General features: G+C 45.5%; 31 protein-coding genes and 1 other annotated feature. Of the genes, 26 read left to right on the top strand and 5 right to left on the bottom strand.

Going from position 1 to position 25,914, the window contains the following annotated elements; genetic code table 11:
- Window positions 1–52: 52 nt before the first annotated feature.
- The 9 genes from BLQ32_RS06125 to BLQ32_RS06085 all read left to right on the top strand — a co-directional run bounded on the left by BLQ32_RS06125 (window position 53) and on the right by BLQ32_RS06085 (window position 6,086).
- The gene (locus BLQ32_RS06125) at window positions 53–1,285 is read left to right on the top strand and encodes a methionine gamma-lyase family protein (RefSeq protein WP_074509481.1); all 1,233 of its coding nucleotides are present in this window, start codon (window positions 53–55) and stop codon (window positions 1,283–1,285) included.
- Window positions 1,286–1,407: 122 nt separating this feature from the next.
- Complete coding sequence (locus BLQ32_RS06120; RefSeq protein ID WP_036806530.1) at window positions 1,408–1,800, top strand: MerR family transcriptional regulator; 393 nt, start codon at window positions 1,408–1,410, stop codon at window positions 1,798–1,800.
- A 33-nt stretch (window positions 1,801–1,833) separates the two neighbouring features.
- Complete coding sequence (gene glnA, locus BLQ32_RS06115; protein WP_036806527.1) at window positions 1,834–3,168, top strand: type I glutamate--ammonia ligase; 1,335 nt, start codon at window positions 1,834–1,836, stop codon at window positions 3,166–3,168.
- A 140-nt stretch (window positions 3,169–3,308) separates the two neighbouring features.
- Window positions 3,309–3,755 (top strand): DUF6376 family protein, encoded by a 447-nt coding sequence (locus BLQ32_RS06110; RefSeq protein ID WP_074509480.1) that lies wholly within the window; start codon window positions 3,309–3,311, stop codon window positions 3,753–3,755.
- Between the two features lie 166 nt (window positions 3,756–3,921).
- Window positions 3,922–4,146, top strand: coding sequence for a hypothetical protein (locus BLQ32_RS06105; RefSeq protein ID WP_074509478.1), 225 nt, complete (start codon window positions 3,922–3,924; stop codon window positions 4,144–4,146).
- Window positions 4,147–4,253: 107 nt separating this feature from the next.
- Window positions 4,254–4,454, top strand: coding sequence for a hypothetical protein (locus BLQ32_RS06100; RefSeq protein ID WP_036806518.1), 201 nt, complete (start codon window positions 4,254–4,256; stop codon window positions 4,452–4,454).
- Window positions 4,455–4,595: 141 nt separating this feature from the next.
- The gene (locus BLQ32_RS06095; protein WP_074509476.1) at window positions 4,596–5,021 is read left to right on the top strand and encodes a hypothetical protein; all 426 of its coding nucleotides are present in this window, start codon (window positions 4,596–4,598) and stop codon (window positions 5,019–5,021) included.
- Between the two features lie 59 nt (window positions 5,022–5,080).
- Window positions 5,081–5,275 carry a hypothetical protein gene (locus BLQ32_RS06090; RefSeq protein WP_036806512.1) on the top strand — a complete coding sequence of 65 codons (195 nt, stop codon included), beginning with the start codon at window positions 5,081–5,083 and terminating at the stop codon, window positions 5,273–5,275.
- A gap of 79 nt (window positions 5,276–5,354) precedes the next feature.
- The gene (locus BLQ32_RS06085) at window positions 5,355–6,086 is read left to right on the top strand and encodes a class I SAM-dependent DNA methyltransferase (protein WP_074509474.1); all 732 of its coding nucleotides are present in this window, start codon (window positions 5,355–5,357) and stop codon (window positions 6,084–6,086) included.
- Between the two features lie 106 nt (window positions 6,087–6,192).
- Here the strand turns inward: BLQ32_RS06085 and lexA are convergent, their stop codons facing one another.
- The gene (gene lexA, locus BLQ32_RS06080; protein WP_036806506.1) at window positions 6,193–6,813 is read right to left on the bottom strand and encodes a transcriptional repressor LexA; all 621 of its coding nucleotides are present in this window, start codon (window positions 6,811–6,813) and stop codon (window positions 6,193–6,195) included.
- Window positions 6,814–6,980: 167 nt separating this feature from the next.
- Here lexA and yneA point away from each other — a divergent pair, with 167 nt between their 5' ends.
- The 6 genes from yneA (at window position 6,981) to BLQ32_RS06050 (ending at window position 11,125) form a co-directional block, all read left to right on the top strand.
- Window positions 6,981–7,298, top strand: coding sequence for a cell division suppressor protein YneA (gene yneA / locus BLQ32_RS06075; protein ID WP_036806503.1), 318 nt, complete (start codon window positions 6,981–6,983; stop codon window positions 7,296–7,298).
- Window positions 7,295–7,948 (top strand): YneB family resolvase-like protein, encoded by a 654-nt coding sequence (locus BLQ32_RS06070; protein WP_074509473.1) that lies wholly within the window; start codon window positions 7,295–7,297, stop codon window positions 7,946–7,948. Before yneA ends, BLQ32_RS06070 begins: the two co-directional genes overlap by 4 nt.
- A gap of 57 nt (window positions 7,949–8,005) precedes the next feature.
- Window positions 8,006–8,239, top strand: coding sequence for a DUF896 domain-containing protein (locus BLQ32_RS06065; RefSeq protein WP_036806497.1), 234 nt, complete (start codon window positions 8,006–8,008; stop codon window positions 8,237–8,239).
- 88 nt (window positions 8,240–8,327) lie between these two features.
- Entirely contained in the window at window positions 8,328–10,331 is a 2,004-nt protein-coding gene (tkt, locus tag BLQ32_RS06060; RefSeq protein WP_074509471.1) for a transketolase, read from the top strand.
- Window positions 10,332–10,463: 132 nt separating this feature from the next.
- Window positions 10,464–10,706 carry a YneF family protein gene (locus tag BLQ32_RS06055; RefSeq protein ID WP_036806491.1) on the top strand — a complete coding sequence of 81 codons (243 nt, stop codon included), beginning with the start codon at window positions 10,464–10,466 and terminating at the stop codon, window positions 10,704–10,706.
- Between the two features lie 146 nt (window positions 10,707–10,852).
- Window positions 10,853–11,125 (top strand): hypothetical protein, encoded by a 273-nt coding sequence (locus BLQ32_RS06050; RefSeq protein WP_053165729.1) that lies wholly within the window; start codon window positions 10,853–10,855, stop codon window positions 11,123–11,125.
- A gap of 22 nt (window positions 11,126–11,147) precedes the next feature.
- Here BLQ32_RS06050 and BLQ32_RS06045 read toward each other — a convergent pair whose 3' ends face one another.
- Entirely contained in the window at window positions 11,148–12,095 is a 948-nt protein-coding gene (locus BLQ32_RS06045; RefSeq protein ID WP_074509469.1) for an alpha/beta hydrolase, read from the bottom strand.
- A gap of 15 nt (window positions 12,096–12,110) precedes the next feature.
- The gene (locus tag BLQ32_RS06040; RefSeq protein WP_074509468.1) at window positions 12,111–13,010 is read right to left on the bottom strand and encodes a hydroxymethylglutaryl-CoA lyase; all 900 of its coding nucleotides are present in this window, start codon (window positions 13,008–13,010) and stop codon (window positions 12,111–12,113) included.
- A gap of 80 nt (window positions 13,011–13,090) precedes the next feature.
- Between BLQ32_RS06040 and BLQ32_RS06035 the strand changes: the two genes are divergently transcribed.
- From BLQ32_RS06035 to BLQ32_RS06025, 3 genes are all read left to right on the top strand, one after another.
- A complete protein-coding gene (locus tag BLQ32_RS06035) occupies window positions 13,091–14,275 on the top strand; it encodes an acetyl-CoA C-acetyltransferase (protein WP_053165732.1) in 1,185 nt (394 codons plus the stop codon).
- Between the two features lie 13 nt (window positions 14,276–14,288).
- Complete coding sequence (locus BLQ32_RS06030; protein ID WP_036806475.1) at window positions 14,289–14,528, top strand: DUF3886 domain-containing protein; 240 nt, start codon at window positions 14,289–14,291, stop codon at window positions 14,526–14,528.
- A gap of 77 nt (window positions 14,529–14,605) precedes the next feature.
- Entirely contained in the window at window positions 14,606–15,151 is a 546-nt protein-coding gene (locus BLQ32_RS06025; protein WP_074509466.1) for a GNAT family N-acetyltransferase, read from the top strand.
- A gap of 61 nt (window positions 15,152–15,212) precedes the next feature.
- On the opposite strand, the gene BLQ32_RS06020 is transcribed toward BLQ32_RS06025, so the two are convergent.
- Window positions 15,213–15,830 carry an NUDIX hydrolase gene (locus tag BLQ32_RS06020; protein ID WP_074509464.1) on the bottom strand — a complete coding sequence of 206 codons (618 nt, stop codon included), beginning with the start codon at window positions 15,828–15,830 and terminating at the stop codon, window positions 15,213–15,215.
- Window positions 15,827–16,474 carry an HAD family hydrolase gene (locus BLQ32_RS06015; RefSeq protein WP_074509463.1) on the bottom strand — a complete coding sequence of 216 codons (648 nt, stop codon included), beginning with the start codon at window positions 16,472–16,474 and terminating at the stop codon, window positions 15,827–15,829. Before BLQ32_RS06015 ends, BLQ32_RS06020 begins: the two co-directional genes overlap by 4 nt.
- Window positions 16,475–16,577: 103 nt before the next feature.
- Window positions 16,578–16,775, top strand: a binding site (T-box leader).
- Between the two features lie 76 nt (window positions 16,776–16,851).
- Here BLQ32_RS06015 and BLQ32_RS06010 point away from each other — a divergent pair.
- The 8 genes from BLQ32_RS06010 to BLQ32_RS05975 all read left to right on the top strand — a co-directional run bounded on the left by BLQ32_RS06010 (window position 16,852) and on the right by BLQ32_RS05975 (window position 25,844).
- Window positions 16,852–17,415 carry a GNAT family N-acetyltransferase gene (locus tag BLQ32_RS06010; RefSeq protein ID WP_074509462.1) on the top strand — a complete coding sequence of 188 codons (564 nt, stop codon included), beginning with the start codon at window positions 16,852–16,854 and terminating at the stop codon, window positions 17,413–17,415.
- Between the two features lie 39 nt (window positions 17,416–17,454).
- The gene (proS, locus tag BLQ32_RS06005; protein ID WP_074509461.1) at window positions 17,455–18,885 is read left to right on the top strand and encodes a proline--tRNA ligase; all 1,431 of its coding nucleotides are present in this window, start codon (window positions 17,455–17,457) and stop codon (window positions 18,883–18,885) included.
- Between the two features lie 37 nt (window positions 18,886–18,922).
- Complete coding sequence (locus tag BLQ32_RS06000; protein ID WP_074509460.1) at window positions 18,923–19,756, top strand: nucleotidyltransferase domain-containing protein; 834 nt, start codon at window positions 18,923–18,925, stop codon at window positions 19,754–19,756.
- A 322-nt stretch (window positions 19,757–20,078) separates the two neighbouring features.
- Window positions 20,079–21,431 (top strand): 3' terminal RNA ribose 2'-O-methyltransferase Hen1, encoded by a 1,353-nt coding sequence (locus BLQ32_RS05995; RefSeq protein ID WP_074509459.1) that lies wholly within the window; start codon window positions 20,079–20,081, stop codon window positions 21,429–21,431.
- A complete protein-coding gene (locus BLQ32_RS05990; RefSeq protein WP_074509458.1) occupies window positions 21,428–24,019 on the top strand; it encodes a polynucleotide kinase-phosphatase in 2,592 nt (863 codons plus the stop codon). Before BLQ32_RS05995 ends, BLQ32_RS05990 begins: the two co-directional genes overlap by 4 nt.
- A 73-nt stretch (window positions 24,020–24,092) precedes the next feature.
- Complete coding sequence (locus BLQ32_RS05985) at window positions 24,093–24,740, top strand: hypothetical protein (protein WP_074509457.1); 648 nt, start codon at window positions 24,093–24,095, stop codon at window positions 24,738–24,740.
- Between the two features lie 17 nt (window positions 24,741–24,757).
- Window positions 24,758–25,570 carry a nucleotidyltransferase domain-containing protein gene (locus tag BLQ32_RS05980; RefSeq protein WP_074509588.1) on the top strand — a complete coding sequence of 271 codons (813 nt, stop codon included), beginning with the start codon at window positions 24,758–24,760 and terminating at the stop codon, window positions 25,568–25,570.
- 37 nt (window positions 25,571–25,607) lie between these two features.
- Window positions 25,608–25,844, top strand: a complete 237-nt coding sequence (locus BLQ32_RS05975) for a hypothetical protein (protein ID WP_074509456.1) — start codon at window positions 25,608–25,610, stop codon at window positions 25,842–25,844.
- The last annotated feature ends 70 nt before the right edge of the window (window positions 25,845–25,914 follow it).

The following is a 25,914-nucleotide window of genomic DNA, read 5'->3' as shown; positions in this document are numbered from 1 at the left end:
TTCAAGTTTCCTTGCATAATAGATAAGTAAGTACACGAGAATGGAGAATTAGATGCAAACGATGATCAGAGATATAGAAGAAACCATACAAAACGAACTAAGAAATGCAGACGATATTGCCTTTCTGAATCAAAAGAAGGTGCTGGATGCCTTTCATCGCCAAAAAGTCAGTGACCATCATTTCAATCCGTCGACCGGCTACGGCTATGACGATGAAGGCCGCGATACGTTGGAACGGGTGTATGCCGATGTTTTCCGTGCGGAAGCGGCACTAGTGCGCCCGCAAATCATTTCGGGTACGCACGCCATCACGATTTCCTTATTCGGCGTGTTGCGCCCGGGGGACGAATTGTTGTACATTACCGGCAAGCCTTACGATACGCTCGATTCCATTGTCTCCGGAGGCGAACAAGATACGGGATCGCTGAAAGACTTCGGCATCAGCTACCAGCATGTCCCGTTGACTGAATCCAATGAAATTGACTGGGCAGCTGCGGAATCGGCAATCCACGAGAAAACGAAAGTCATTGCGATCCAGCGATCGCGCGGCTACGACACACGTCCTTCATTTACAGTAGATGAAATCGAAGACATGGTGACAAGAATCCGTGTGCTGAAATCCGATGCCATTATTTTTGTCGACAATTGCTACGGTGAATTTGTCGAAGAGCGCGAACCGATTGAAGCGGGAGCGGATTTAATTGCAGGCTCGCTGATCAAAAACCCAGGCGGCGGCATGGCGAAAATCGGCGGCTATATTGCCGGAAAAAAAGTTTTAGTCGAAAAATGCGGTTACCGGATGACTTCTCCGGGTATAGGAGGAGAGGCAGGAGCTTCTTTAAATGCGCTTCCTGATATGTATCAGGGATTTTTCATGGCTCCGCATATTGTATCGCAAGCGTTAAAAGGCGCTATTTTCACGTCTGCTCTGCTTGAATCCGTCGGTATGCACACCACGCCTCATTATTCAGCCAAACGGACAGATTTGATCCAGTCCGTGTCATTCAAGACCGCTGAGCAAATGATCGCTTTTTGCCAGACCATCCAAGCAAGTTCGCCGGTCAATGCGCAGTTCAAACCGGAGCCGGCCTACATGCCGGGCTATGAAGACGATGTCATCATGGCCGCAGGCACGTTTGTCCAGGGATCTAGCATCGAACTGACGGCAGATGGCCCGATTCGTCCGCCTTATACCGCTTTTATCCAAGGCGGCTTAACTTATGAACATGTAAAAATTGCCGTATTAAATTCAGTGGAGACCTTAAAAAACAGCGGATTGCTGTAAGCTTAGTCCCGCATTTAACAATGCGGGACTTTTATTGTGTTAGGTTACCTTACATGGTGTTGACAGATTATCTGACATATCTTATACTGAAAGAGTAGTAATAAGTGAAAAGGGTGAAAAAAATGACGAATCGGGTTCGCCGGACGATGCCGCTTCTTCCCATCAGCATTGTCATGCAGCTGACGGAACTTACAGCGCGCCAAATCCGTTACTATGAAGAGCACGAGTTGATCAGCCCTGCCCGGACAGAAGGAAACAAGCGCATGTTTTCGTTAAATGACGTGGATACTCTTCTGGAGATCAAGGATCATTTGGATCAAGGACTCAATATCGCAGGAATCAAGAAAATCTTTGATATGAGAAACCAGCCAAAAAATGAAATGGCAGAACCGAAAAACTTAAGCGATGCCGAGCTGCGAAAAATTCTGCGCGAGGAATTGCAAGGAACCAGGTCGTATGAACGAGGCGGCCTTAGACAAGGTGATTTATCCCGTTTCTTCAAAGGAAATGGGTAATTATAAAAACTTACATAGGAGAGTGGAAAAAACATGGGGAAATATTCAAAAGAAGACATTAAACGATTAGTAAAAGAAGAAGAAGTTAATTTCATCCGTTTACAGTTTACAGACATTCTTGGAGTAATCAAAAACGTGGAAATTCCAACATCTCAACTAGACAAAGCACTTGATAACAAAATGATGTTCGACGGTTCTTCCATCGACGGATTTGTGCGCATCGAAGAATCGGATATGTACCTATTCCCTGACTTGGATACTTGGGTTGTCTTCCCTTGGATCACAGGCAAAGGAAAAGTGGCGCGTTTAATCTGTGACATCTACCGTGCAGATGGAACTCCATTTGAAGGAGATCCGCGCAATAATTTGAAACGTGTCTTGAAAGAAATGGAAGAATTGGGCTTCACTCATTTCAACCTTGGGCCAGAACCTGAATTCTTCCTGTTCAAATTGGACGCGAGCGGCGAACCTTCTCTAGAGTTGAATGACAACGGCGGATACTTCGATTTGGCTCCGATGGACCTTGGCGAAAACTGCCGACGCGATATCGTATTGGAATTAGAAGAAATGGGCTTTGAAATTGAAGCTTCCCACCACGAAGTGGCTCCAGGACAACACGAAATCGACTTTAAATACGCAGATGCAGTCAAAGCTTGTGATGACATCCAAACATTTAAATTGGTTGTTAAAACCATTGCCCGCAAACACGGATTGCATGCGACATTCATGCCGAAGCCATTATTTGGTGTGAACGGTTCCGGAATGCACATGAACGTTTCCTTGTTCAAAGGCAACGAGAATGCGTTCCTGGATGAAGACGGCGAATTGAAACTAAGCGAAACAGCTTACCAATTCCTTGCAGGCATCATGGAGCACGCACAAGGATTTACGGCGGTAACAAACCCGACCGTCAACTCTTACAAGCGCCTGGTTCCAGGATACGAAGCGCCTTGCTACGTAGCTTGGTCTGGACAAAACCGCAGCCCATTGATCCGTATTCCGGCTTCACGCGGCTTGTCAACTCGTGTAGAAGTGCGCTCTGTTGACCCGGCAGCAAACCCTTACCTGGCAATGGCTGTACTGTTAAGCGCTGGCCTTGACGGCATCAAAAAGAAAATGACACCGCCAAAAGCAGTTGACCGCAACATCTATGCAATGAACAAAAAAGAGCGCGAAGCTGTCGGCATCCAAGACCTTCCGCCAACATTGTATGCAGCTCTTCAAGAACTGCAAAGCGACGAAGTGATGACAAAAGCTCTTGGCGAGCACATCCTGAACAACTTTGTTGAAGCAAAAGAAATTGAGTGGGACATGTTCCGCATTGCCGTACACCCATGGGAACGCGAGCAATACTTGAAGATGTATTAATAAATAGACCGTTGGAGCTTTATGGCTCCGACGGTTTTTTTTGTTTGTCATAGTTCATTTCCGTGTCCGCCAATCTTAGAAAGATAGCCAGCGCCGTGTTATACTGATGCCAATAAGTCAGTACGCGCAGGAGGCACAACATGAAAAAGACAACTATAGCACTTTTAATGGCAAGCAGCATTTTGCTCAGCGGCTGTTCGGCACTTGAAGGGGTCAACAATACCTTGAATTACGCCACGGAAGCTTCCGAATATGCAAACGAGGCCACAGCTTTTGGCAAAGAAGTGCCGGACTTGGCCAAAAGAGCAGTCAATGACGAACAGGCTGCCCAAGAACTGGAAACAAAGCTGGAAGAAATGAAAGTGAATATCGAAGAATTCAACGAGCTGGAGGCGCCTGAAATCGGGGCGGACTTGCATCAGCAAGTAGTGAACCAGAACAACCGCGCAATGGAAGGCATCGACTTGTACTTGGAGAACATAGAGGGCGGCAAACTCAATTCAGAGGCGCTGAAAAACAACCAGGCATTCCAATCTCTTCAGGAAATCACCAGCATCATTGAACAAATTAAGAATTTAGGCAATTAATTATTGAAGATATTCAGAGCAGCACCGCTGGCAGATTCTTGCTGGCGGTTTTTGTATCAGCAAAAACTGATGGCTTTCTTTCCGGATGATGAAAATCACTGAAATTCGTCAACTTTTAAAGGATTTAAGTGAATGACTGAAGAAAGTTTAAAGAGGAGGTGAGACCGTGAAGAAGTTTGTAGTCCAGTATTTTTTGGAAAAAGGGCTTGCTGTCGAAAGAACGGTAGAAGCAGAAACGAGGGAACACGTCGCAGCAATGGCTCTTTCTGAAAACATCGTCCAATTTGAAGACGTCTTTGGCGAATTGAATATGTTCAATAAAACCGACATTAAACTAGTGAAAATCAAGAATTACACGGAACCGGTGACCACTTCGAGAAGAGGAGGTTAAAAAAGCTGCATATCGGGTATGAATAAAAGTACCCTTTTAATAAGTTAGTAACTCGTACTGAATTTTCTGTGGCATGAGTGCCAGGAGGATTTTGTGGGGGTGATTAAATGAAAAAGATACAAGGGATAAAAAGCCTGCTGGAATACATGGAAACAGTGGGTTACCCAATGACCGAAGAGCGGGTGCAGCACTTTATGGCCCAACGAAAGATTCCGCACAGCCAGGCATATGGAGACATGATCTTTTTCGATTTAGACCATATTGATTGGTGGATAGCTGAGCAGCGGAAACTGAAGAACGAAAATTAAGTGAGATTTGACCCCCAACACCCTGAAACTGGATCCTTTTCTAGAAAAGAGTCCAGGTTCAGGGTATTGTCTATTTAAGGGACTGTAACTTTTTTAATAGATTAGCGTCTTAATAGCAAAGACAAATTGGAGGATTCAGTGATGAAAATATTGAAAGTTTTGATTGTACTGCTCGTTGTGTTTTCTATAGGCGCCATTGCTGTTTATTATCTTGGTACAAATATGGCATCGGAAAAAATCGTAAATGAGGCAACCGAGCAAATGGAAAGCAGCGGCAAGCTGGACAAAGTTAAGGAATATGTGGAAAGTGATCCGGAACTCTCGGGTTATATCGAAGAGGCGAAAGCTGCGGATGAGAGCTCTTTGCCATTTAATACAACAGGACAGGCGACCCGGGTACTAGTTCAGAAAGTTGGCATGAGCGAACTGAATACCATACGCACTGAAGTACAGAACGGCACCATGACGCCGCAGGAAGCCGTGCAGAAACTGGAAGGGAAGCTGACCGAAGAAGAAATGCTAGCCCTGAAAGTTATTGCGTATAAGGAAATATATAATCAGCAATAATCGGTAGGTGTGTTACACTTAAGAGAGCGTCTCAAAGCACTAACAGAGGAGGTCACCAAATGAAAACATTTCAAGTGGAATTTTATTTCGACCAAGGCAATACGATTGTTCTTTCTGTACAAGCTGTAGACAAAGAATCTGCTTTAGCCAAAATCCCTTCGAACGGTACATATGATGTAGTGGATGAAGCGAGCAATAAAATATACCGGATCACGATTAATCTTGTGAAATATATCGTTGTCAATGAATCTTGATAAAACCAGCATCGCTCTCGCAGCGCATGCTTTTTTTATAGCCAAAAAAGGGATGGAAAACTAAAGGGGGATTGCTGCAATGGAATTCAAAGGTTCCAGTGTATATAACCAAACTGATTTTTTATCGAATTATTTAAAACGCAGAGGACGGCAGGAAAGCCCGAACAATGCAATTGAAAAGCCGATCATCTACGAACTGCTAGGAGATGTGAAAGGGAAGCGCATCCTGGATTTGGGTTGTGGAGATGCCGCTTTCGGGCGTGAACTGATGGCTGTCGGAGCAGCCTCCTACGAAGGAGTCGAAGGTTCTGAAGCCATGGCCTTATTGGCGAAGAAATCCTTAAAAGAGACCTCTGGCACTCTTTTTCAAGGGACAATGGAAGAATACTCTTTTCCAAAGAAAAGTTTTGATGTAGTGACGTCCCGCTTTGCCATACACTATATAGAAGATGTCGAGAAATTATTTGCCAAAGTGCACGCAAGCTTAAAAGAACAAGGCCATTTCCTGTTCAGTATTCAGCATCCTTTGACGACTTCATCCTTTGCCAGCAAACTTTCGGGAGAAAGAAGGGGAAACTGGCTGGTAGATGACTATTTTATCGAAGGTGAACGAAAAGAACCGTGGATTGATAAAATTGTCGTCAAGCACCACCGGACAATTGAAACTTATTTTACAGCCTTAACAAAAGCTGGATTTAAAGTTACAGCTTTGCGCGAAGGGGAACCAAACCGCCAATCATTCAACAGCGAGGAAGAGTATCAGCGGCGCCGGCGCATCCCGGTCATGCTGGTGTTTTCGTGTGAAAAATAAAGAGTCCAGAGACCTTCTAAATAGAAAAACGCTGAGAATGGCTTCTCAGCGTTTTTTCGTTTAAATCATTATGCGTTTAAGTGGCTTAAGTAAAAGCCGTTCTTTTTTAATGAATTTGGCGGTAGACGCCGACCACTTTGCCCAAAATGGAAACTTGGTCTACGATAATCGGATCCATCGATGAGTTTTCAGGCTGCAAACGGAAGTAGCCTTCTTCGCGGAAAAAGCGTTTGACGGTTGCTTCGTCATCAGCTGTCATTGCGACAACAATGTCGCCATTGTTTGCGGACTGCTGCTGGCGTACAACAACGTAGTCCCCGTTCAGGATGCCTGCTTCGATCATACTTTCACCCATAATTTCCAGCATGAAGATATGGTCTTCTTCTGTGCCGTAGCTTTGCGGCAACGGGAAGTATTCTTCCACGTTTTCAATTGCTGTAATTGGCAAGCCGGCAGTAACCTTACCGATCAAAGGCACATGCAATACAGGATTTTTTTCAATTAACGCGTCGTCTGTGCTGATAATTTCAATTGCTCTTGGTTTTGTCGGGTCGCGCCGGATTAAGCCTTTGCTTTCCAATCTTGCCAAATGGCCATGGACAGTCGAACTTGATGCCAAGCCAACTGCTTCTCCAATTTCACGTACGGAAGGCGGATAGCCTTTTGCCCGAACTTCGTCTTTTATGAAAGTCAAAATATCTTCTTGGCGTTTCGATACTTTTTTCAACAGTTTCACCTCTTTTTAGTTGTTCAGTTATGTTTTTCTACCCATAGTATATCAACTTGGGCTATGAAATGCAAACATAGGTTCGAATTTATTTGTTGACAAAAACACCTGTTCGCATTAACATAAGAACATATATTCCGAACACACATTCCTAGGAGGCGGTTCATATGACAATTATCCAAAAAAATTCTTATTTTACTGCATTATTTACATTGATTCTTATATTTTCACTTTTTACCGTGGTGAACCACAATAACGAAGAAGCTCAAATGAGCCATGTACAAATTGAAGAAGGCGATACTTTATGGACACTTGCGGAATCTTTCAGCGGCGAAACTCCCCATCAGCAATGGATTGACGAAATTATGAAGGAAAACGGTTTAACTACTTCGAAAATCGTCGCCGGTCAATCGATTAAGATTCCCAGTGATCGACTAAAATATGCCCCAGATGAAACCATCAAGCTGGCAGGTGACGCAGAATGAAAAAGACTGCGTTAATCTATTGCCGAGTCAGTACCACGAAAGACACTCAAGAAACTTCGCTCGAAAGACAAGAAGAAGAATTGCTGAAATTTGCATTTGAACAATCGTATATCGTTGACCAAATTTTTTCCGATCAGCATAGCGGCTATGAAATGGACCGGGAAGGTCTGCTCGAAATGCTGAATTGCATCAAGACTGAAAAAATCGATGCGGTCTTTGTCCAGGACGAAACCCGTCTTGGGCGAGGCCATGCCCGCATTGCTCTTTTGCATGTCATGAAAAAATATGGGGTTGAAGTGTATACCTTATCCGACCGGGGTCCGATCGCGTTAAACGATATGGACGATATGGTGCTGGAAATTTTAGCGATTGTAGAAGAATATCAACGGAAAATACATAATGCCAAAATCAAGCGCGGCATGAAGCGCGCAGTCGAAAACGGCTATAAACCTGAAAAAAACTTGAAAGGCAAAGGCAATCCGGAAGGCCGGGAACGCCTTGATTTGCCGATTGACCAAATTGTCAGCCTAAAAGAAAACGGATTAACTTTCCATGAGATTGCGGTCACCTTGCAAGGGTTTGGCTACAAGGCCAGCAAAGCAACCGTCCATCGCCGCTACAAAGAATTTGAACAGATGAAACAGGGCTAATATATTGCAGAAACGCCTCTTCTTTTGTACGATATGAAAGAAGAAAGGTGGTATTTGATGTTATCTCCAGATAAATTAAAACGAATCAACGAATTATCGCGTAAATCGAAAACTGCTGGCTTGTCAGTTGAAGAAGCAAAAGAGCAATCTTCCTTGCGGGAAGAATATTTGCAGGTTTTCCGCAAAACGATGCGCGGAACAATTGAAAACGTAAAAGTGATCGATCCGAACGGCGACGATGTAACGCCTGACAAAATTAAAAATATCCGCGAGAATAAGTATTTAAATTAATACTTATTCTTTTTTTATTTGTATTCTTTTCTATTGTTGACTACACTAGAAAGGGATGAAATTTTGTATACGAGAGGATGTTTTTTTTATGTCAAACCATGCAGATCAACTTGCAGTGACTACGATTCGCACACTTTCCATAGATGCTATCGAAAAAGCTAATTCAGGCCACCCTGGATTGCCAATGGGCGCTGCTCCTATGGCTTACACTTTATGGACGAAACACATGCACCATAATCCGAGCAATCCGGACTGGTTCAACCGCGACCGTTTTGTGTTATCGGCTGGACACGGATCGATGCTTCTATATAGCTTGCTTCACTTAAGCGGATATGGCTTGTCATTGGACGAAATCAAAAACTTCCGCCAATGGGATTCCAAAACACCTGGACATCCTGAATACCACCACACGAAAGGTGTAGAAGCCACTACTGGCCCGCTTGGACAAGGAATCGGGATGGCAGTCGGCATGGCAATGGCAGAACGCCATTTAGCAGCTACATACAACAAAGAAAACCTGGACATCGTTGACCACCACACATTCGCTTTATGCGGAGACGGGGATTTGATGGAAGGTGTTGCTGGTGAAGCGATCTCACTTGCCGGCCACTTGAAATTAAACAAATTGGTTGTCCTTTATGACAGCAACGACATTTCGCTTGATGGCGACTTGAGCATGAGTTTCTCGGAAGACATTCAAAAACGTTTCGAGTCTTACGGCTGGAACTATATGCGTGTTAACGACGGCAATGAATTGGACGATTTGTCTGAAAAAATTGCTCAGGCTAAAAAGTCATCCGACAAACCGACAATCATTGAAGTGAAAACCGTAATCGGCTACGGAGCTCCAAACAAATCCGGTAAAGCGGATGCGCACGGTGCACCACTTGGCGAAGACGAAATGAAACTGGCTAAAGAATACTACAAGTGGACATTCGACCAGGACTTCCACGTTCCTGAAGAAGTCTATGAAACATTCAAACAAGCAACTGATGAGCTTGGCGGCAAAGCGGAGGCAGCTTGGAACGAGCTTTACAAACAGTACGAATCCGAGCATCCGGAACTTGCGGCTCAGCTTCAAAAAGCGATCAAAGGTGAACTTCCTGAAAACTTCGATGCGGAATTCCCGACATATGAAGTTGGCAAGAAGCAAGCGACGCGTGCGTCTTCTGGCGATATGGTGAATGCCATTGCCAAAGCGGTTCCTTCGTTCTTCGGAGGCAGTGCGGACCTTGCAGGATCAAACAAAACCAATATCAAAGGCGGAGGCGACTTTGACGCTGAAAACCCAGCCGGACGCAACATCTGGTTTGGAGTGCGTGAATTTGCGATGGGTACTGCGTTAAACGGCATGGCGCTTCACGGCGGCCTTCACGTATTCGGCGGCACGTTCTTCGTGTTCAGCGATTACGTACGCCCGGCTATCCGCTTGGCAGCACTGATGGGCCTTCCGGTAACATTTGTATTTACACACGACAGCGTAGCGGTTGGGGAAGATGGACCGACTCACGAGCCGGTTGAACATCTTGCATCTCTTCGTGCAATGCCGAATTTGAGCGTTGTCCGTCCAGCAGATGCGAACGAAACAAAAGCAGCCTGGAAGTTGGCATTGACTGCAAAAACAACTCCAACTTTGCTTGTTCTTTCCCGCCAGGACTTGCCAGTGCTTGAGCATTCAGGCGAGCTTTCAGAAAGCGGCGTGGAAAAAGGTGCTTATGTGGTTTCTCCTGCAGAAAATCCGCAAGCATTGCTTCTTGCGACCGGATCTGAAGTCAGCCTTGCTGTAACGGCACAGAAGCAGTTGGCTGAAGAAGGAATTTCGGTTTCTGTTGTATCGATGCCGTCTTGGGACCGTTTCGAGAAACAAGACAAAGAATACAAACAGTCCGTCATCCCGAAAACAGTGAAAAAACGTTTGGCGATCGAAATGGGATCTTCATTCGGCTGGGAACGCTACACAGGCGACGAAGGCGATATCCTTTCCATCGACCGCTTCGGTGCAAGTGCACCGGGCGAGCGCATCATGAAAGAATTCGGCTTTACTCCGGAAAACGTGGTCAACAAAGTCAAGAATTTGATCAACGAACAATAATATGACAGAAAAGCGGAAGCGGAAGATTGCTTCCGCTTTTATTATTTTCATCTTATGGTCACAGGAACGGATTTATAGTATAATCCATTGTGGTGCACTACTTATTTACGCAACACGAAGGAGGTAACAAGAATGGATACATGGATTTGGATCTTAATCGTAATCGTGGCTTTACTCGCAGGTGTTGCACTTGGATTCTATATCGCTCGCCGATACATGATGAAATATTTGCAAGACAATCCACCAATCAACGAAGAAATGCTGCGAATCATGATGATGCAAATGGGACAAAAACCGTCTCAGAAAAAAATCAACCAAATGATGGCTCAAATGAATAAAGCATCAACTAAACCTGGAAAACCAGCTAAAAAATAAAAAGCACTCACATAGAGTGCTTTTTTTCATGGCCAAAAATGGAGGGCGCCAAGACATTTGGCCGATTAAAAGTCGCTTAACGTTTCAATGGAGCGCCAAACAGGTAAAAGGAGACTGAAAGAACTTCAGAAATGGGAGGGAATCGTATGCCTGAACAAGAAGAGTTCGTCTTTTACATGCCGGTGATTGAAAAAGAAGACAGCAAAGAACAAGAAAGTTTCACTACGGCAGGAGCGGGGAAAGTGCTGCCTGTGTCGATGGACCAAATCAATGAGATGGTGAAGGGATTGTCCGGCTACAGCCTGGACACGATTGAACTGCATGTAAAAGGAGTAGCCAGAACCGGACCGGTCGTTGAATTTTTCATTGGCGCAGAAGGGGAAGCTGGGTTAAAGCTGGTGCTCAATAAAAGGAAATAAAGCGGATATGAAAAAAGCACTCTCAATGAGTGCTTTTTTGCGTTTCGGGCGACAACAGCCCGTTTTCCATTAAAAAATCCGCCACTGTTTCTTCGTATTCTTCGGGATTCTTGTTAAACGACTGGGCGTGTGTCCCTTCATCGAACACTTTGAGTGCTTTGGGACCGCTTTTTACCTCATACATTTCCTGCGACATTTCCGGCAAGACAAAATCATCATTGACGCTATGGATGAAAAGGACCGGCTTTTCGATTTTCGGAACAGCATCAATCGGCGATACTGTGCTGATCGAGTAGCCGTCCCGCAGTTTCATGAATACGGCTGCCAGTTTCAACGCCAGTGAAGTGCGGAGCGGCGTAGTCGTTTTCATGACATGCAGAATTTGCTTGGAAATATCCGAATAGGCACAGTCGGCAATGTAAAAAGCCGCGTTGTCTTCCATGCCGGCATAGAGGAGCGTTGTCGCCGCTCCCATCGATTCGCCGTGTATACCGAATACCAAGTCAGGGCCGGCGTGCAGTTTCAGCGCTTCAACAACTGCTTTTAAATCCAGTTTTTCATAATGGCCAAAGCTGGTGGTTTTGCCGCCGGTGTCGCCGTGGCGGCGATGGTCGTAAACGACGGAATTGAAGCCGAGCCGTTCGAACATGCGGGCATATTTAAACGAGTTCACTTTCGTTTCAGTAACGCCGTGGCAGATAATGACATAACGATTTGTGTTGTGCGGCTCCAGAAAAATCGCTTTGATGGGATAGCCGTTTTCCGACTCGATCCATCGTTCGCTTTTTTTAACCTGTGCGTACCAGACTTCATCGTAGCGTTTAGCAGTAGTTTCCCGCTCTAAAATGAGGCTTTCGTCTTTTTTCTTCACGTACATCAACCGGTTGCTGGCGGCAATGCCGACTCCGGCGACTGCAACAGCAAGCCCGCTTGACACAATGGCTGAAACTTGCCAAAAACGTTTGTTCATATCCCCTTGCTCCTCTTAGGCCCGATTTTTATAAAGCCGATACATGCCGGTATCAACCGGATTCGATACATAAGGTTCAATTTTTTGGACAGCTTCGCACAATCGGTCGAGGTCGATGCCCGTTTCAATGCCCATCTGGTGCAGCATATTGACGACATCCTCGGTTGCGACGTTTCCGGTAGCGCCGGGTGCAAACGGGCAGCCCCCAAGTCCGCCGGCAGATGAATCAAACCGGTCCACGCCTGCTTGAAGCGCCGCAAAAATATTGGCCAATGCCATTTTGCGTGTGTCGTGGAAATGGGCCGTCATCAATACGTCCGGAAACGCTTCTTTTAATTGTGAAAACAATTCATAGCTTTCTGCCGGCGTTGCCATGCCGATTGTATCGGCAACGCTTAATTCGTCCACGCCCCAGCCGACAAACTGCCGGCATAGCGAAAGTGTGTCTTCCGGTTTGATCGCCCCTTCAAAAGGGCAGTGGAACGCTGTTGATATACAGGCTCGGACAAAGACACCGTCTTGTTTTAATTGAAGGATAAGCGGTTTAAGCGCTTCCATGCTTTCATCTGTCGTTTTATTGATGTTTTTTTTGTTGAACGTATTCGACACCCCGACGAATACGGCAACTGCCCGGGCTCCGGATTGGAGTGCAGCATTGATGCCTTTTTCATTCGGCGTCAGAACAAATTGCCGTCCGGTTTTTTCCACGTTGGCCATAATGTCTTTGGCGTCAGCCATTTGGGGAACCCATTTTGGCGAAACAAAAGACGTCAGCTCCATTTCCTGGACGCCCGCCAGCTGCAAACTCTCGATAAATTGCAATTTGTGTTCGGTTGAAACCACTTTCGCTTCATTTTGAAGTCCGTCTCTTGGTCCGACCTCGATAATCGTTGCACTATTTGGTAAAATGAACATAGTATCCCTCCTGCTACCATTTTAGCCAGTAGAGGGAGAAAAGAGCAACCGGTAAACAACCAAACAAGGGGGAAAACAAAGTGTCACAAGAAATCGTTATCGTCAGTGCCGTTCGTACAGCAATCGGATCGTTCCAGGGAGCGTTAAAAGATGTACCCGCTACCCAACTAGGGGCGATTGTCATTAAAGAAGCCGTTGAAAAAGCGGGAATAGCACCTGAACAAGTTTCGGAAGTGATCATGGGCAATGTGCTGCAGGCAGGACTCGGCCAAAACCCGGCACGCCAAGCATCCATCCAAGCAGGGCTTCCGGACACGGTGCCAGCCATGTCGATCAATAAAGTCTGCGGTTCCGGGCTGAAAGCGGTTCACTTGGCGTATCAGGCGATTTATGCAGGGGATGCGGAAATCGTGGTTGCCGGCGGAATGGAAAACATGAGCCAGGCACCGTATTTGCTCGAAAATGCACGAAGCGGCTTCCGCATGGGCGACCAAAAGGTAGTCGACAGCATGCTTGTTGACGGCTTGACTTGTGCGTTCAACGATTACCATATGGGGATTACAGCGGAAAACTTATGTGACCGCTATGAAATAACGCGTGAAGAACAAGATGAGTTTTCAGCCCGCTCACAGGCTCGTGCCGCAGCGGCTATCGACGCAGGCAAGTTTGACGATGAAATTGTGCCGGTCGAAATCCCGCAGCGCAAAGGCGAGCCCGTAATCTTTAAAACAGATGAATACGTAAAACGCGATTCCACTGCTGAAAAATTAGGCAAATTGCGTCCGGCATTCAAAAAAGAAGGCAGCGTCACAGCTGGCAATGCTTCCGGCATCAATGACGGCGCAGCGGCAGTAGTCGTGATGTCAAAAGCGAAAGCAGATGAACTCGGACTTACACCGCTGGCGACGATTGTTGCGAACGGCAATGCCGGAGTCGATCCGTCGGTGATGGGGATCGGACCTGTCCAGGCAGTGAAAAATGCCTTGAAAAAAGCCGATTTATCGCTTGAAGACATCGAATTGATCGAGGCAAACGAAGCATTTGCTGCCCAGTCGATTGCGGTCGACCGGGAATTGAAATTCAACCACGACATCCTGAATGTCAACGGCGGCGCGATTGCCCTTGGACATCCGATTGGTGCAAGCGGAGCCCGCGTCTTTGTGTCGCTTCTCCATGAAATGCAGAAACGCGATGCGAAGACCGGTCTTGCGACACTATGCATCGGCGGCGGCCAAGGCGTAGCGACCATCGTAAAACGCCCTTAAGGAGAGAACCAGTATGGCTAAGAAAAAAGCAGCAAAGAAGACGGCACCGAAGAAACAAGAAGAAGCAAACAGCCAGTTGCCGGAAGATATCCTGGCAAAGCTGCAAGCCACCAAAAAAGAATTGCTGAAAGAAGAACAGCAGCGCGAAGAAGAACGGGAAGCGCAACGAGTGTTCGAACGCCAGCAGCGCGAAAAAAACTTGTCGTTTGAAGAATTGCTGGAACGGCACGGAGATAAAGGCAATAAATATTAAACAACCGGTTAACCACACTCCGTTCCTGATCAAGGAATGGAGTGTGGTTATTTTTTATTAAGATTAAAAGGGGCGAAATGTTTATGGACATGCAGGTATTCCAGGTGAAGGATAGGAAGTATACAATTCGGCCGGCCCAAGTGGGGGATGCGGAGCAATTGTCTCTAGTTCGGCTGCAAATCGATGGAGAAACAGAAAACATGGACCGGGAAAAGGGGGAAGGGTTTATTAACGCAACCGGATTTGAACGGTTGATCGAAGAAGATGCGAATCATCCAAGGAATTTGTTTTTGGTCGCTGAAAGCCAGGGCCGGATTCTGGGTTTTTCAAGATGTGAAGGCAGCCATTTGAAGCGCTCCTTGCATAAAGTGGAGTTTGGCGTTGGGGTACTGAGCGACTATTGGGGCTACGGCATCGGAAAGAACTTGTTGAACGAATCGATTGCATGGGCCAAATCAAACGGCATCCAAAAGATCGTTCTGTATGTCCTAGAAGAAAATCAAAAAGCGGTGAGGCTTTATGAAAAGCTGGGATTTGAAACAGAAGGGGTATTGAAGAACGACAAACTCCTTTCAGATGGAAAATTCCATCATACACTTGTAATGGGGAACCTGTTGGATTAAAGGGATAGCGAGATTTCAGCAGAAGGAAAAGTAAATATTTTCCTTCTGCATGGAAATCACCTTAATCAAACACCGCTACCTTGCCCGGATCTCTCCAAAAATCAAATAATAACTGAATTTGCGATTCGGTGTTCCGGTTGATGGACAATGGCGGCAGCTTGCCTTCTTCAAAGAACTCCACATTCTGGGTTTCCACGCCGTTTGCGGCATTTCCGCCGACAATTTCGCACTGGATAAAGATTTTATAATAATGGAAAGCATGGGGAGGGTGCGGGTGTTTCTTCATATCCAGAACGGCTAAAAGTTTCATCGGTACTACGTCAAACCCCGATTCTTCCTTGATTTCCTTTACGATATTTTCTGCGGGGGAAAGGCCGATGTCGCAAAAGCCACCAGGCAAAGACCAGCAGTCATCGATTTTTTCATGGACCATCAAAATTTTTCCGTCTTTGAAAACGGCTCCGCGGATATCCAGTTTCGGTGTCTGATAGCCGGTGTCGGTTGCGAACAAGTCTTTGATTTTTTCCATTTCCATTTCGGTATGCTCTTTTAAAATTTCCACACTGATATCGCGCAATTCTTCAAAGCGCTCCAAATCGTAGACGTTTTTGGAATAAGCCAGTCCTGCCTGGGACAGCGACTGAATTCTTTGCGCCCATTCGAGCCATTTTGTACTCATTTGAATCCCCTTTCTAATGCTTCCTTGAAATCATTAATCGTTTTGAAATGAAAATCAGGTGCAGCGGAAAATTCCAAAGTCTGATAGTCCGGCAGCCACTGGACGCCGATTGTCAGGACGCCTGCTTCAATGCCCGCCAGTATATCCGCATCGCTGTCGCCAATGAAAATCGCTTCATTTTTGGCAATATTTAATTGCCCTAAGATTTTCAGTACACCTTCCGGATCCGGTTTCGGCTTTTCCACATCGTCTCCCGTAATGATGGCGTCAAACAATCCTTCCCAGCCCAGCGCTTCGAGAGAGATGTCGAGGCTTCTTCTCGCTTTGCCAGTGACAATCCCCAGCTTCATCCCTTGTTCTTTCAGTAAAAGCAGCAAGTCGTGAATTTCTTGATTGGGCTCGACCAGTTCAGTATGGTGTGCCAAGTATTTGGCATAATACTGTTCGATCGCTTCATCTTTATCGGCATATTTGAGGTTTTTGCGGATAATGCCCGTTTCGGATGGGCCAAACATCGCCCGGACTTCAGCAGAAGAAAGTTCGCGCCCGTCAAATTTTCTGAAGACATGCTGGAAAGCCACATCGCAGACGGGCAGCGTATTGGCCAGTGTGCCATCAAAATCAAAAAGTATCGCTTTCATCATTTACCCCTTTCCTTTCTTGAAAACAGAATATCTCTTAATCCTATACTAAATCTTATTGACTAAATATTCTATTTCAATTAAGCTAATTAAAATATAAATAGCAGAATCAGAAATTTTAAGGATTAGTAAATAGACGTTTCTTTTTCAGAGAGGGTCCCGGTCGGTGAGAGGAACCCAAAGGAAGCTATTGAACCTGCCTTTCATATCCTGCGTTGAAAAATGCAGCGGTTCATACCGTTATCATGTTCGAGAGTAAAGCTTTGCTTTGAATTAGGGTGGTACCGCCTTCTGGGTCCCTAATTTTGAGCAGGGCTTTTTTGTCTTACAAATTCCTGTCTGTTCAAATGAATCATAGCTTGGGGGAGGAGGAGAATAAGGTGCAAAAAATCCGTTTAGTGAATCATGATTTAAAATATAGCGAACAAATCTTTAACTTATCTTCCTTTCCGGCAGTGAAGAACGCACTGGGATTGCCGAATGGAACAGTAGAAGATACGAAATTATTTATTAAAAGAGTACTAAAAGAAGAGTTTGAAGGTAGAACCGTCTCCAAAGTAATAGTTAATGAACAAAACGATTTAGTTGGATTGACGGAACTGATGTTTATCGATCCGGAGAAAAAAATCTGCCATGTGGGCACATGGATTGGATACGAGTATTGGGGACTGGGGTACAATTTGGCATCTAAAATAGCCATCTTGGAAATTGCGTTTGAACAACTCGAGTTGGATTATGTTTTTGCCGGTGCAAGAAAAGTGAATCTCCGGTCACAAAAAGCACAGGAAAAGCTTCCTTTTATCCGATTAAGTGTGGAAGCAGATTTTCCTGAAGAACACAAAGCCCTGGAATCAAAAGAAAAACAGGCCTGTATATTAAACGTATTTTATAAAGAAGATTTTTTCAGATATATGGAAAAAGCGAAGAGCTTTTCTACTTACTAAAAAAGATTTTCAGTTAATAAATCGAAAAGGAGAATGTATATGGCGAAGAACATGGTGGAACAAATTACAAATATGGACGAGGATTTTGCGCAGTGGTATACAGACGTGGTATTGAAAGCGGAACTGGTCGATTATTCAAGCGTGCGGGGATCAATGATCATCCGGCCATATGGCTATGCCATCTGGGAAAACATCAAGAATGCATTAGATACGGAAATCAAAGCAACCGGACATGAAAACGTGTATATGCCGTTGCTGATTCCAGAAAGCCTGCTGCAAAAAGAAAAAGACCATATCGAAGGCTTTGCACCTGAAGTGGCTTGGGTGACGCACGGCGGCGATGAAGAATTAGCAGAGCGCTTGTGCATCCGCCCGACTTCAGAAGTGCTGTTTGCCGAGCATTACAAGAACATCATCCATTCATACCGCGACTTGCCAAAGCTATACAACCAGTGGGCGAATGTCGTCCGCTGGGAAAAAACCACCCGGCCGTTTTTGCGGACGCTTGAATTCTTATGGCAGGAAGGCCATACATGCCATGAAACGGACCAGGATGCCCACGAAGAAACCGTAAAAATGCTGGAAGTTTATGCGGACATCTGTGAACGGGTGCTGGCCATTCCGGTCGTTAAAGGCCAGAAAACGGAAAAAGAGAAATTCGCCGGTGCGAAATACACATATACCATTGAAAGTTTGATGCATGACGGCAAAGCGCTGCAATCCGGAACTTCGCATAATTTAGGCACCGGTTTCGCAAAAGCCTTTGGCATTGAATTTTTGGACCGGGAAGGCAAACTGCAGACGGTCCACCAGACCTCGTGGGGCTTCACTACGCGCATCATAGGCGCCATGATTATGGTGCACGGCGATGACAAAGGGCTGGTTTTGCCTCCAGCTGTCGCGCCGACTCAAGTGCTGGTTGTGCCGATTGCCCAGCACAAAGAAGGCGTCTTGGATGCAGCATATGAACTGCAACAGGCATTAAAATCGAAATTCCGCGTCGGCATCGACGCCAGCGATAAAAAGCCGGGCTGGAAGTTCAACGAATCGGAAATGAAAGGCATCCCGGTCCGCCTGGAAATCGGGCCACGGGACATCGAAGAAAACAAAGTGGTGTTAGTCAGAAGAGACACCGGCGAGAAATTGACGGTTGAACAGCAGAATTTGGAGACGGAGCTCGCGCGGCTGCTGGAAGATATCCAAAAGAATCTGTATGACAAAGCCCTGCAGCACCGGATCAAGAAAACTCATGCTGTAAAAACAATGGAACAATTTAAAGACATGCTGGCGAAAGAAGGCGGATTTATCGAAGCGATGTGGTGCGGAAAACAAGCGTGTGAAGACCGCATAAAAGAAGAAACACAGGCGACATCCCGCTGCATTCCGTTCGAGCAGGAACGCCTGTCAGAAACCTGCGTCTGCTGCGGCGAAGGAGCGGAGCAGCTCGTCATTTGGGCAAAATCATATTAATTGATGAGAGAGATAAACAAGAAATGGAGAAAACCAAATGAAGTTAATGGATTTGGCAAAGCGAGCAACTGCAATTTATATAGAAAATCCGAAAGTTGAGTCTGTTTTGCTCGGCGGATCCGTTGCGCGCGGGCTGCATGACGAATTCTCGGACATCGAACTGTTTATTTTTTGGAAAGAAACTCCGGCTGACAGGGACCGGAAAGAGCCGATTGCCAGGCTCGCCGGCAAGCTTCTTGACTTTCATCCCTATGAAGACGATGAATGGGCTGAAACCTATACGGTTGAAACTGTCAAACTGGAAATCAGCAGTTTCCTATCAAGTACAGCCATTCAATACATTGAAGATGTCACGGCGAAGTTTGAAACAGACTATGATAAGCAAGTGCTGCTCGCAACTCTTCAAGACGGTGTGCCGATTGAAGGGATAAAGCCGATTTTAAAACTGAAGCAGCAAATTGAGCAGTATCCGAAAGATCTTGCTACAGCGATGATTCAGGAAAATGCCGAACTCGGCAGCCGGTGGCAGAACCGCGAAGCACTCATAGCGCGGCACGACTGGTTGATGCTGTACCAAACTTTTGTGGCAGTGGAAATTAAACTAATGGGCATTCTGTTTGCGCTGAACGGGGAATTCGTCCACCATCCAGCTTTTAAATGGCAGAACCATTCACTCGGGAAAATGAACATTTTGCCGGAAAATAGTTCGGAACGCTTTGCATTAGTATTGCTGGGAGATCCGCAGGAAAGCGTAAAGGTATTGGAGGAATTGGTCAGTGAGATCTTCCAATTGGCACGAAGCAATTATCCAGATGCTATTCGTCCTGGGAAAATGGAAAGAGCGCTTGGGGCAAGGCCAAAAAATAGCTAAGCAGAAAAAAAGATGATTTTGAAAACACTCGGTGCTTGTCATAAAAGAAGCGTTAAATTTGTCAGAGGTCCCATAAAAGAAGATGTGAAAGAGGTGAATTTCACCTGCTATTTACAAAAGCGGCCTCATTAACAGCAGATAAAGTAAATGATAAGGAGCGGGGAACAGGATAAGACTGTTTCCTGCTCTTTTTTATGGAATCCGCTGTAAAGAAACCGATTTATTTATTGAATGGATTTGAAAAATATCAATTTATTCCCTGTTCTTATGATATATTTGGAATATTAAAAAGGACTATTGGTTTATAGAAGGAGCGTTTACTATGCAATTGACGATTCGTGCTACAGGGGAAAATGCCAAAATGGTTTCTTATTTGTTGGCAAAGAACCCGAATAATATATATGAAAGAAATCAAAAAGGCCACTTGGTGCGGATGTTTTACAGCAAGTTCAACGACGAAGAACTTGAAGCGACCATCTTTGTCACACCGGATCCGCTCGAAATGCTTCAAAACAAATCCAACTCTTATGACATCACGCATTATATCAACGATCGGGAATTTGCCGTTTCAAGCATTTTCTGTTCGTTTATCCGCTCAGCTCTTGGCACCGCACTGAATGGCCAGCCGAACGAAGAATACAGCGAATGGGTCGGCCATCGATTCCCGCTGGCACTTGAGTTCGGTCCGGTGTCTTCTTCTCTCTCTGATAAGCAATTGGAAGGGCTGTTTCAACCGATGGGATATGAAGTCGCAATTTCACGTCCGGAGATTCATTATTCTTTTGATTTAAAAGAAAAAAGTTCCGCTCGGACCCTTACATTGACAGGACATCAAACGCTGCAAAATGCCCTTCGCCATTTATTTGTCCTGATTCCGGTCATAGACAATTACAAACATTACTTTATTGATGAAAAAGAAATCGATAAGCTTGAACGGTACGGGGAAGGGTGGCTGGAAGAGCATCCGCTCCGGGAATTGATTTACCGCCAGGCTCTCCGGTTTAAAGAGGTATATAGCCTGGTGGAAAAACCGGCTGCCAATGAACTGATAGAAGAACCGGTAAAAAAGGCACGGTTGAATGATATGCGCTACGAAAAAATCATCGAAACAGCCAGCCGCCTAAAGCCGAAAAGCGTAGTGGATTTCGGTTCAGGCGAAGGGAAACTGGCCGTTCAACTGGGGTTTATGGACGGCATCCAGGAACTGCTCGCCGTGGAACCCTCTCAGACTGAAACGCTGAAAGCCATCCGCCGTTTCGAAAAAGCGAAAGAACAAGCTGGGTTTGTAGAACCGGAAACTTTGTGGGGGTCGCTGTATTATTACGACGAGCGGCTGAAAGGAAAAGACATGATCATTTTATGTGAAGTGATTGAGCACATTGATGCAGAGCGCCTGCCTAAAGCATTGGACACGATTTTACACGCTTACGCACCTGAGTCTTTGATCATTACTACGCCGAACCGTGAGTACAACGAACTTTATGATATGGACGACCATTTTCGCCATGACGACCACCGTTTTGAGTGGACACGGAAGGAATTTCAGGACTGGTGCAGCGAACGAAATCATCAGGGCCACTATGAACTGGAGTTTTCAGGGATTGGGGAAGAACAGGAACTTCAAGGACAGCCGACACAAATGTGTGTTTTTAAAAGGAAGGTGAACCAGCTATGAGAATCGGCTTGCCGCATGCCGGTATCGTGTTATTGGTCGGCCCGTCCAATAGTGGGAAGACGACATTACTAAGAAAGCTTGTGGACCAAAAAGAAATTTTGCCATCTGAAATCATCAGCTCCGATGACTTCCGCATGCTGGTCAGCGACAAGGACTTTATCGATTGGCGCAACCGTCCGCAAGATGAAGCTGCAGCGCTGATGGATGAATACCAGGAAATCTCAACGGAAGCATTTGAAATGATGGATGCGTTGATCGAAGCCCGGTGCCGGCTGAACAAACTGGTCCTGGTCGATGCCACGCATCTTTGGGGAGACGACCGGAAACGGTTTATTTCGCTGGCCCAAAAAAATCATGTGCCGATTACCGCACTTGTCTTTGATATTCCGGAGCGGGTGCTGTTGGAGCGGGATGAGCAGCGCGACCAGCCGCGAGGGAAAAAGCGGATCAAACAGCAGTCGCAAGTATTCAGAAATGAAAAGCGGTTTATCAAAAAAGAAGGATTTGCCTCGGTGTATACGATCAAGGAGACGGAAGGGCTGGAGCTTTTCAGGCATGTCAATCCTTTGGACATCGAGTTGCAGGACGGCATTGATGTGATTGGGGATATCCATGGCTGCTTTGCAGAGTTTGTCGAATTACTGGAAAAGCTCGGCTATCAGGAAAATCCGGAGGGCTTGTATGTGCATCCTTTCGGCAGGCGGTTTTTATCAGTCGGCGATGTCATGAGCCGGGGACCGGAATCAGTCCGGACTTTGCAATTTTTCCTTCGGCATGTCGAAGAAGGGCTCGCTTATATGATTGACAGCAATCACGGATGGAAAATCGCCCGGTGGCTGGATGGGCGGCAAGTGGTTCTCAGCCACGGGGATGAGAAAGTGGAAGAAGAGTTTGTCCAGTATGAAAAAGAGGCGGGAAGCGAGAAAACATTGGAACTCAAGCAGCAGTTAAAAGAGTTTCTTTTGAACGCTCCTTCTCATTACGTCATTCATAAAAATGGCGTACCGGTTCTTGCTGCTGCCCATGCCGGCATTAAAGATGCATTTATCGGCAAGCAATCCCAGGCCATCAGTGATTTTTGCCGTTACGGCGATACCGGTGGTTTCAATGAAAATGGAAAACCGGTTCGAAAAGATTGGACCGTTTCGCACAGCCGGAATCTCCTGATTGTTTGGGGCCATGATCCAAAACCGAAGCCATTGTTGATCAACAACACCATCAATATTGACCAAGGTGTCGTTTTCGGCGGCGAATTGACGGCATACCGATACCCGGAAAGGGATTTTGTGTCCGTAAAAGCGAAAGATGTTTATACAGGAACTGTTGACAATCCCTTGGCAGAATGGGAAAAAAACCGGCTGAATCCGCCGAATATCAGCAAATTCCTCCATGGCTACTCCGTCTTGACTGAAGATGTCGGGGAAGTGAAAGTGCCGTCGGATATTGTTAAACCGGCGATAGACGCCGTTTCCCATTTCACTGTGCCGATTGAGCAATTGGTTTACATTCCACCGACAATGAGCCCGACGCCAAAACCGTCATCGCTTGCAGGCTATTTGGAGCACCCGAAAGAAGCAATCGATTATTACCGGAGCCATGGGGTTCAGCGCCTGGTGGCCGAGAAAAAACACATGGGAAGCCGCGCAATCCTGTTTTTGTTCAAAGACACAGATGCCGCGAAAAAGCATACCGGCATCGCTTCTTTAGGAACGATTTATACACGCACCGGCAAACGCTTTTTTGACGGGGAAACCGAAGCTAAGATGGTACATCAGTTGAATAATGAATTGGAGCGAATCAATTATTTTGAGCAACACGAAACGGATTATGTTTTATTGGACGCGGAAATCATGCCGTGGAATTTAAAAGCGAAGGAACTGATCAGCAGCCAGTATGCCCATGTGTCGGAAAATGCACTAGTGGACCGAGGGATGCTGAAAAGCAAACTGGAAGCAGCAGCGAAAGATAACGAAGAATTGGCCGGCTGGCTAAAAGAATATGAAAGCAAACTGGCAAATGTCCAGACTTTCAACGAAGTATTTCAGAAATACTGTTGGAACGTCGAATCGACCGAGTCCATCCAAATTGCTCCTTTCCACGTACTCGCCCACAGCAAGCAGACCTTCTTTGACCAGCCGCATACGTGGCATATGGAAATGAACCGGATGCTCGCCAGCCAATCCGATTTGTTTGTGGAAACGGAGTTCAAAATCATTTCCGATGAAGCGAGCGAACAGGAAGTGGTGCGGTGGTGGCAGGAAATGACGGAAGACGGGCACGAGGGCATCATCATTAAACCGGAATCTTACATTCCGAAAAACAAAGGAAAGCTGCTGCAGCCGGCTATTAAAGTACGCGGACAGAAATACTTGAGCATCATTTACGGAATGGATTATCTTGAAGAGAAGAACCTGGCCCGATTGAAGAATAGAAACACCGGCAAAAAGCAGAAGTTGGCCCTGAAAGAATTTGCCCTTGGAATTGAAGGGCTAACCCGCTTTGTTGGAAGAGAATCAATCGAACGCGTCCACGAATGTGTGCTTGGGACGCTTGCGATGGAATCCGATCCAGTAGATCCACGGCTTTAATTTTGAACCAGAAGAAGCAACCGCGTCTTCTGGTTTTACGTTCTACTTAAGTTGATTGCAAATGAAAGAGTGAATGACCATAGAACAAGAAAAGAAGAACCCGTCATTAACGAAGCAGGAAATTCAAAACCGCTTTTATGAAATTTATAGAAGTGACATCAGTATAGAAGAATTTGAAGCATGGCTTTACACGGCCGTTGATATAGAAGAAGTTTACGGTACTGAATTTCACTTTAAATTGCTCGATATAAACTATAAAGCCAAGTACAGCCGATATGAATTGATAGAAATTATATTCACTGAAATCCCTTTTGGCAGGAGGGAACAGGAAAGAATCAAAGGGCTGCTGGACAGAATTGTTCTTGTTGATGAGTGTTTCATCAGTTTCATGAAACAGCTTTATGAGGAATATTGCGAAGGCTACGGTTTTCTAGAACCACTGGATTTTATTTATATTGTAGAAGTGGTCGATTTTCTAAACGATACTAACCAAACTAGATGGTTTGAGAAAATTATAAAGAACAAAAGAACAACATTAGCAGATATTCAATCTAGAAGTGCCAATGAAGCCAGGCGGATCTTGGACTTGATGGAAATAGGAACAATCCGCATAACTGGGGAATATGAATATATCGACAACCGAAAAAGAGGACATGAAGGTTCTTTTCGAAACGAAACGTTTCTTGAAAAAATAAAAAAGCTTATTTGTTTAATTAAATAGGAATGGGAGCAGCTGAAGTGAATCAATTAATTCTAGAAAAATTACAAGAAATCGAAGAACAGTTCCAAGTAAAAATTTTATACGCAGTAGAATCCGGCAGCCGGGCTTGGGGATTCCCTTCCAAAGACAGTGACTACGATGTGCGTTTCATATATGTGCACCAGCCGGATTGGTACCTTTCCATTGATCCTCAAGGCATCGGTGAAAAACGCGACGTGATTGAAATGCCGATAAACGATCTTTTGGACATCAGCGGCTGGGAAATTACGAAAGCGCTGCGCTTGTTCCGGAAAAGCAACCCGCCTTTACTGGAATGGTTGAAAAGCGAAATTGTCTATTACGAGAAGTATTCATTCATTGAGAACATGAAAAAACTGGAATCAGACATTTTTTATCCGAACGCCAGCCTTCACCATTATTTGAATATGGCGAAGTCCAATTACCAAAGCCATCTGCAAGGGGCGACGGTGAAAATCAAGAAGTATTTTTACGCGCTGCGCCCGGTGCTTGCCTGCAAATGGATTGAGGAAAACCAATCCATCCCGCCGATCGATTTTGATGAGCTATTGGAAGCGATGGTGCCGGAAGGAGAACTGAAAAAGGAAGTCCTTTTGCTGCTTGACCGGAAAAAAGCAGGCGTGGAGATAGATCTGGAAGAGAAAATCAGTGCCATCCATGACTTTCTTGAGATTGAAATCGTCCGGCTGGAAGCTTACGTCCGCACCCTGACCGAAAAACCGGAAGATTCGACTGCGAAACTGAACCGCTTGTTCAGAGGCACGCTGGAGGAAGTATGGGGGAAGGTAGAAGAATTACAGAATACAAATTAGAGCTAATCAGCTGTTTAGCAAACAGCAGTGATTCCGTATGATTATTGAAATAGATGGCTATTTCCAGTCCGTAATGTTAACAGGGAGAAAATGCACCAAAAAACAGTTGAAAGAGAAATACCTCAAGGCCAAAAAACACAGTGTTGATGGGAAAAGCTTTCCGGAGCTCTTTTGCCGGATGCATCATTTTGATAGGGTTCCTTACGACAGCGAAATAGAAGTCGACTTTGTAATCGATACGGATACGGATCGGATTTATCAGCCTTCCTATTAAATCAAATTTCAAAAGCTGATAGCAGTTTTTTGCATGCTGGACATTCCAGCATGTTTTTTTGATTTTACCG

Origin of the sequence: Planococcus glaciei, from assembly GCF_900099655.1 — a bacterium.
GTDB lineage: Bacteria > Bacillota > Bacilli > Bacillales_A > Planococcaceae > Planococcus > Planococcus glaciei.
The sequence above is the reverse complement of the archived record's forward strand: the minus strand, read 5'-3'. Positions and strand labels throughout refer to the sequence as shown.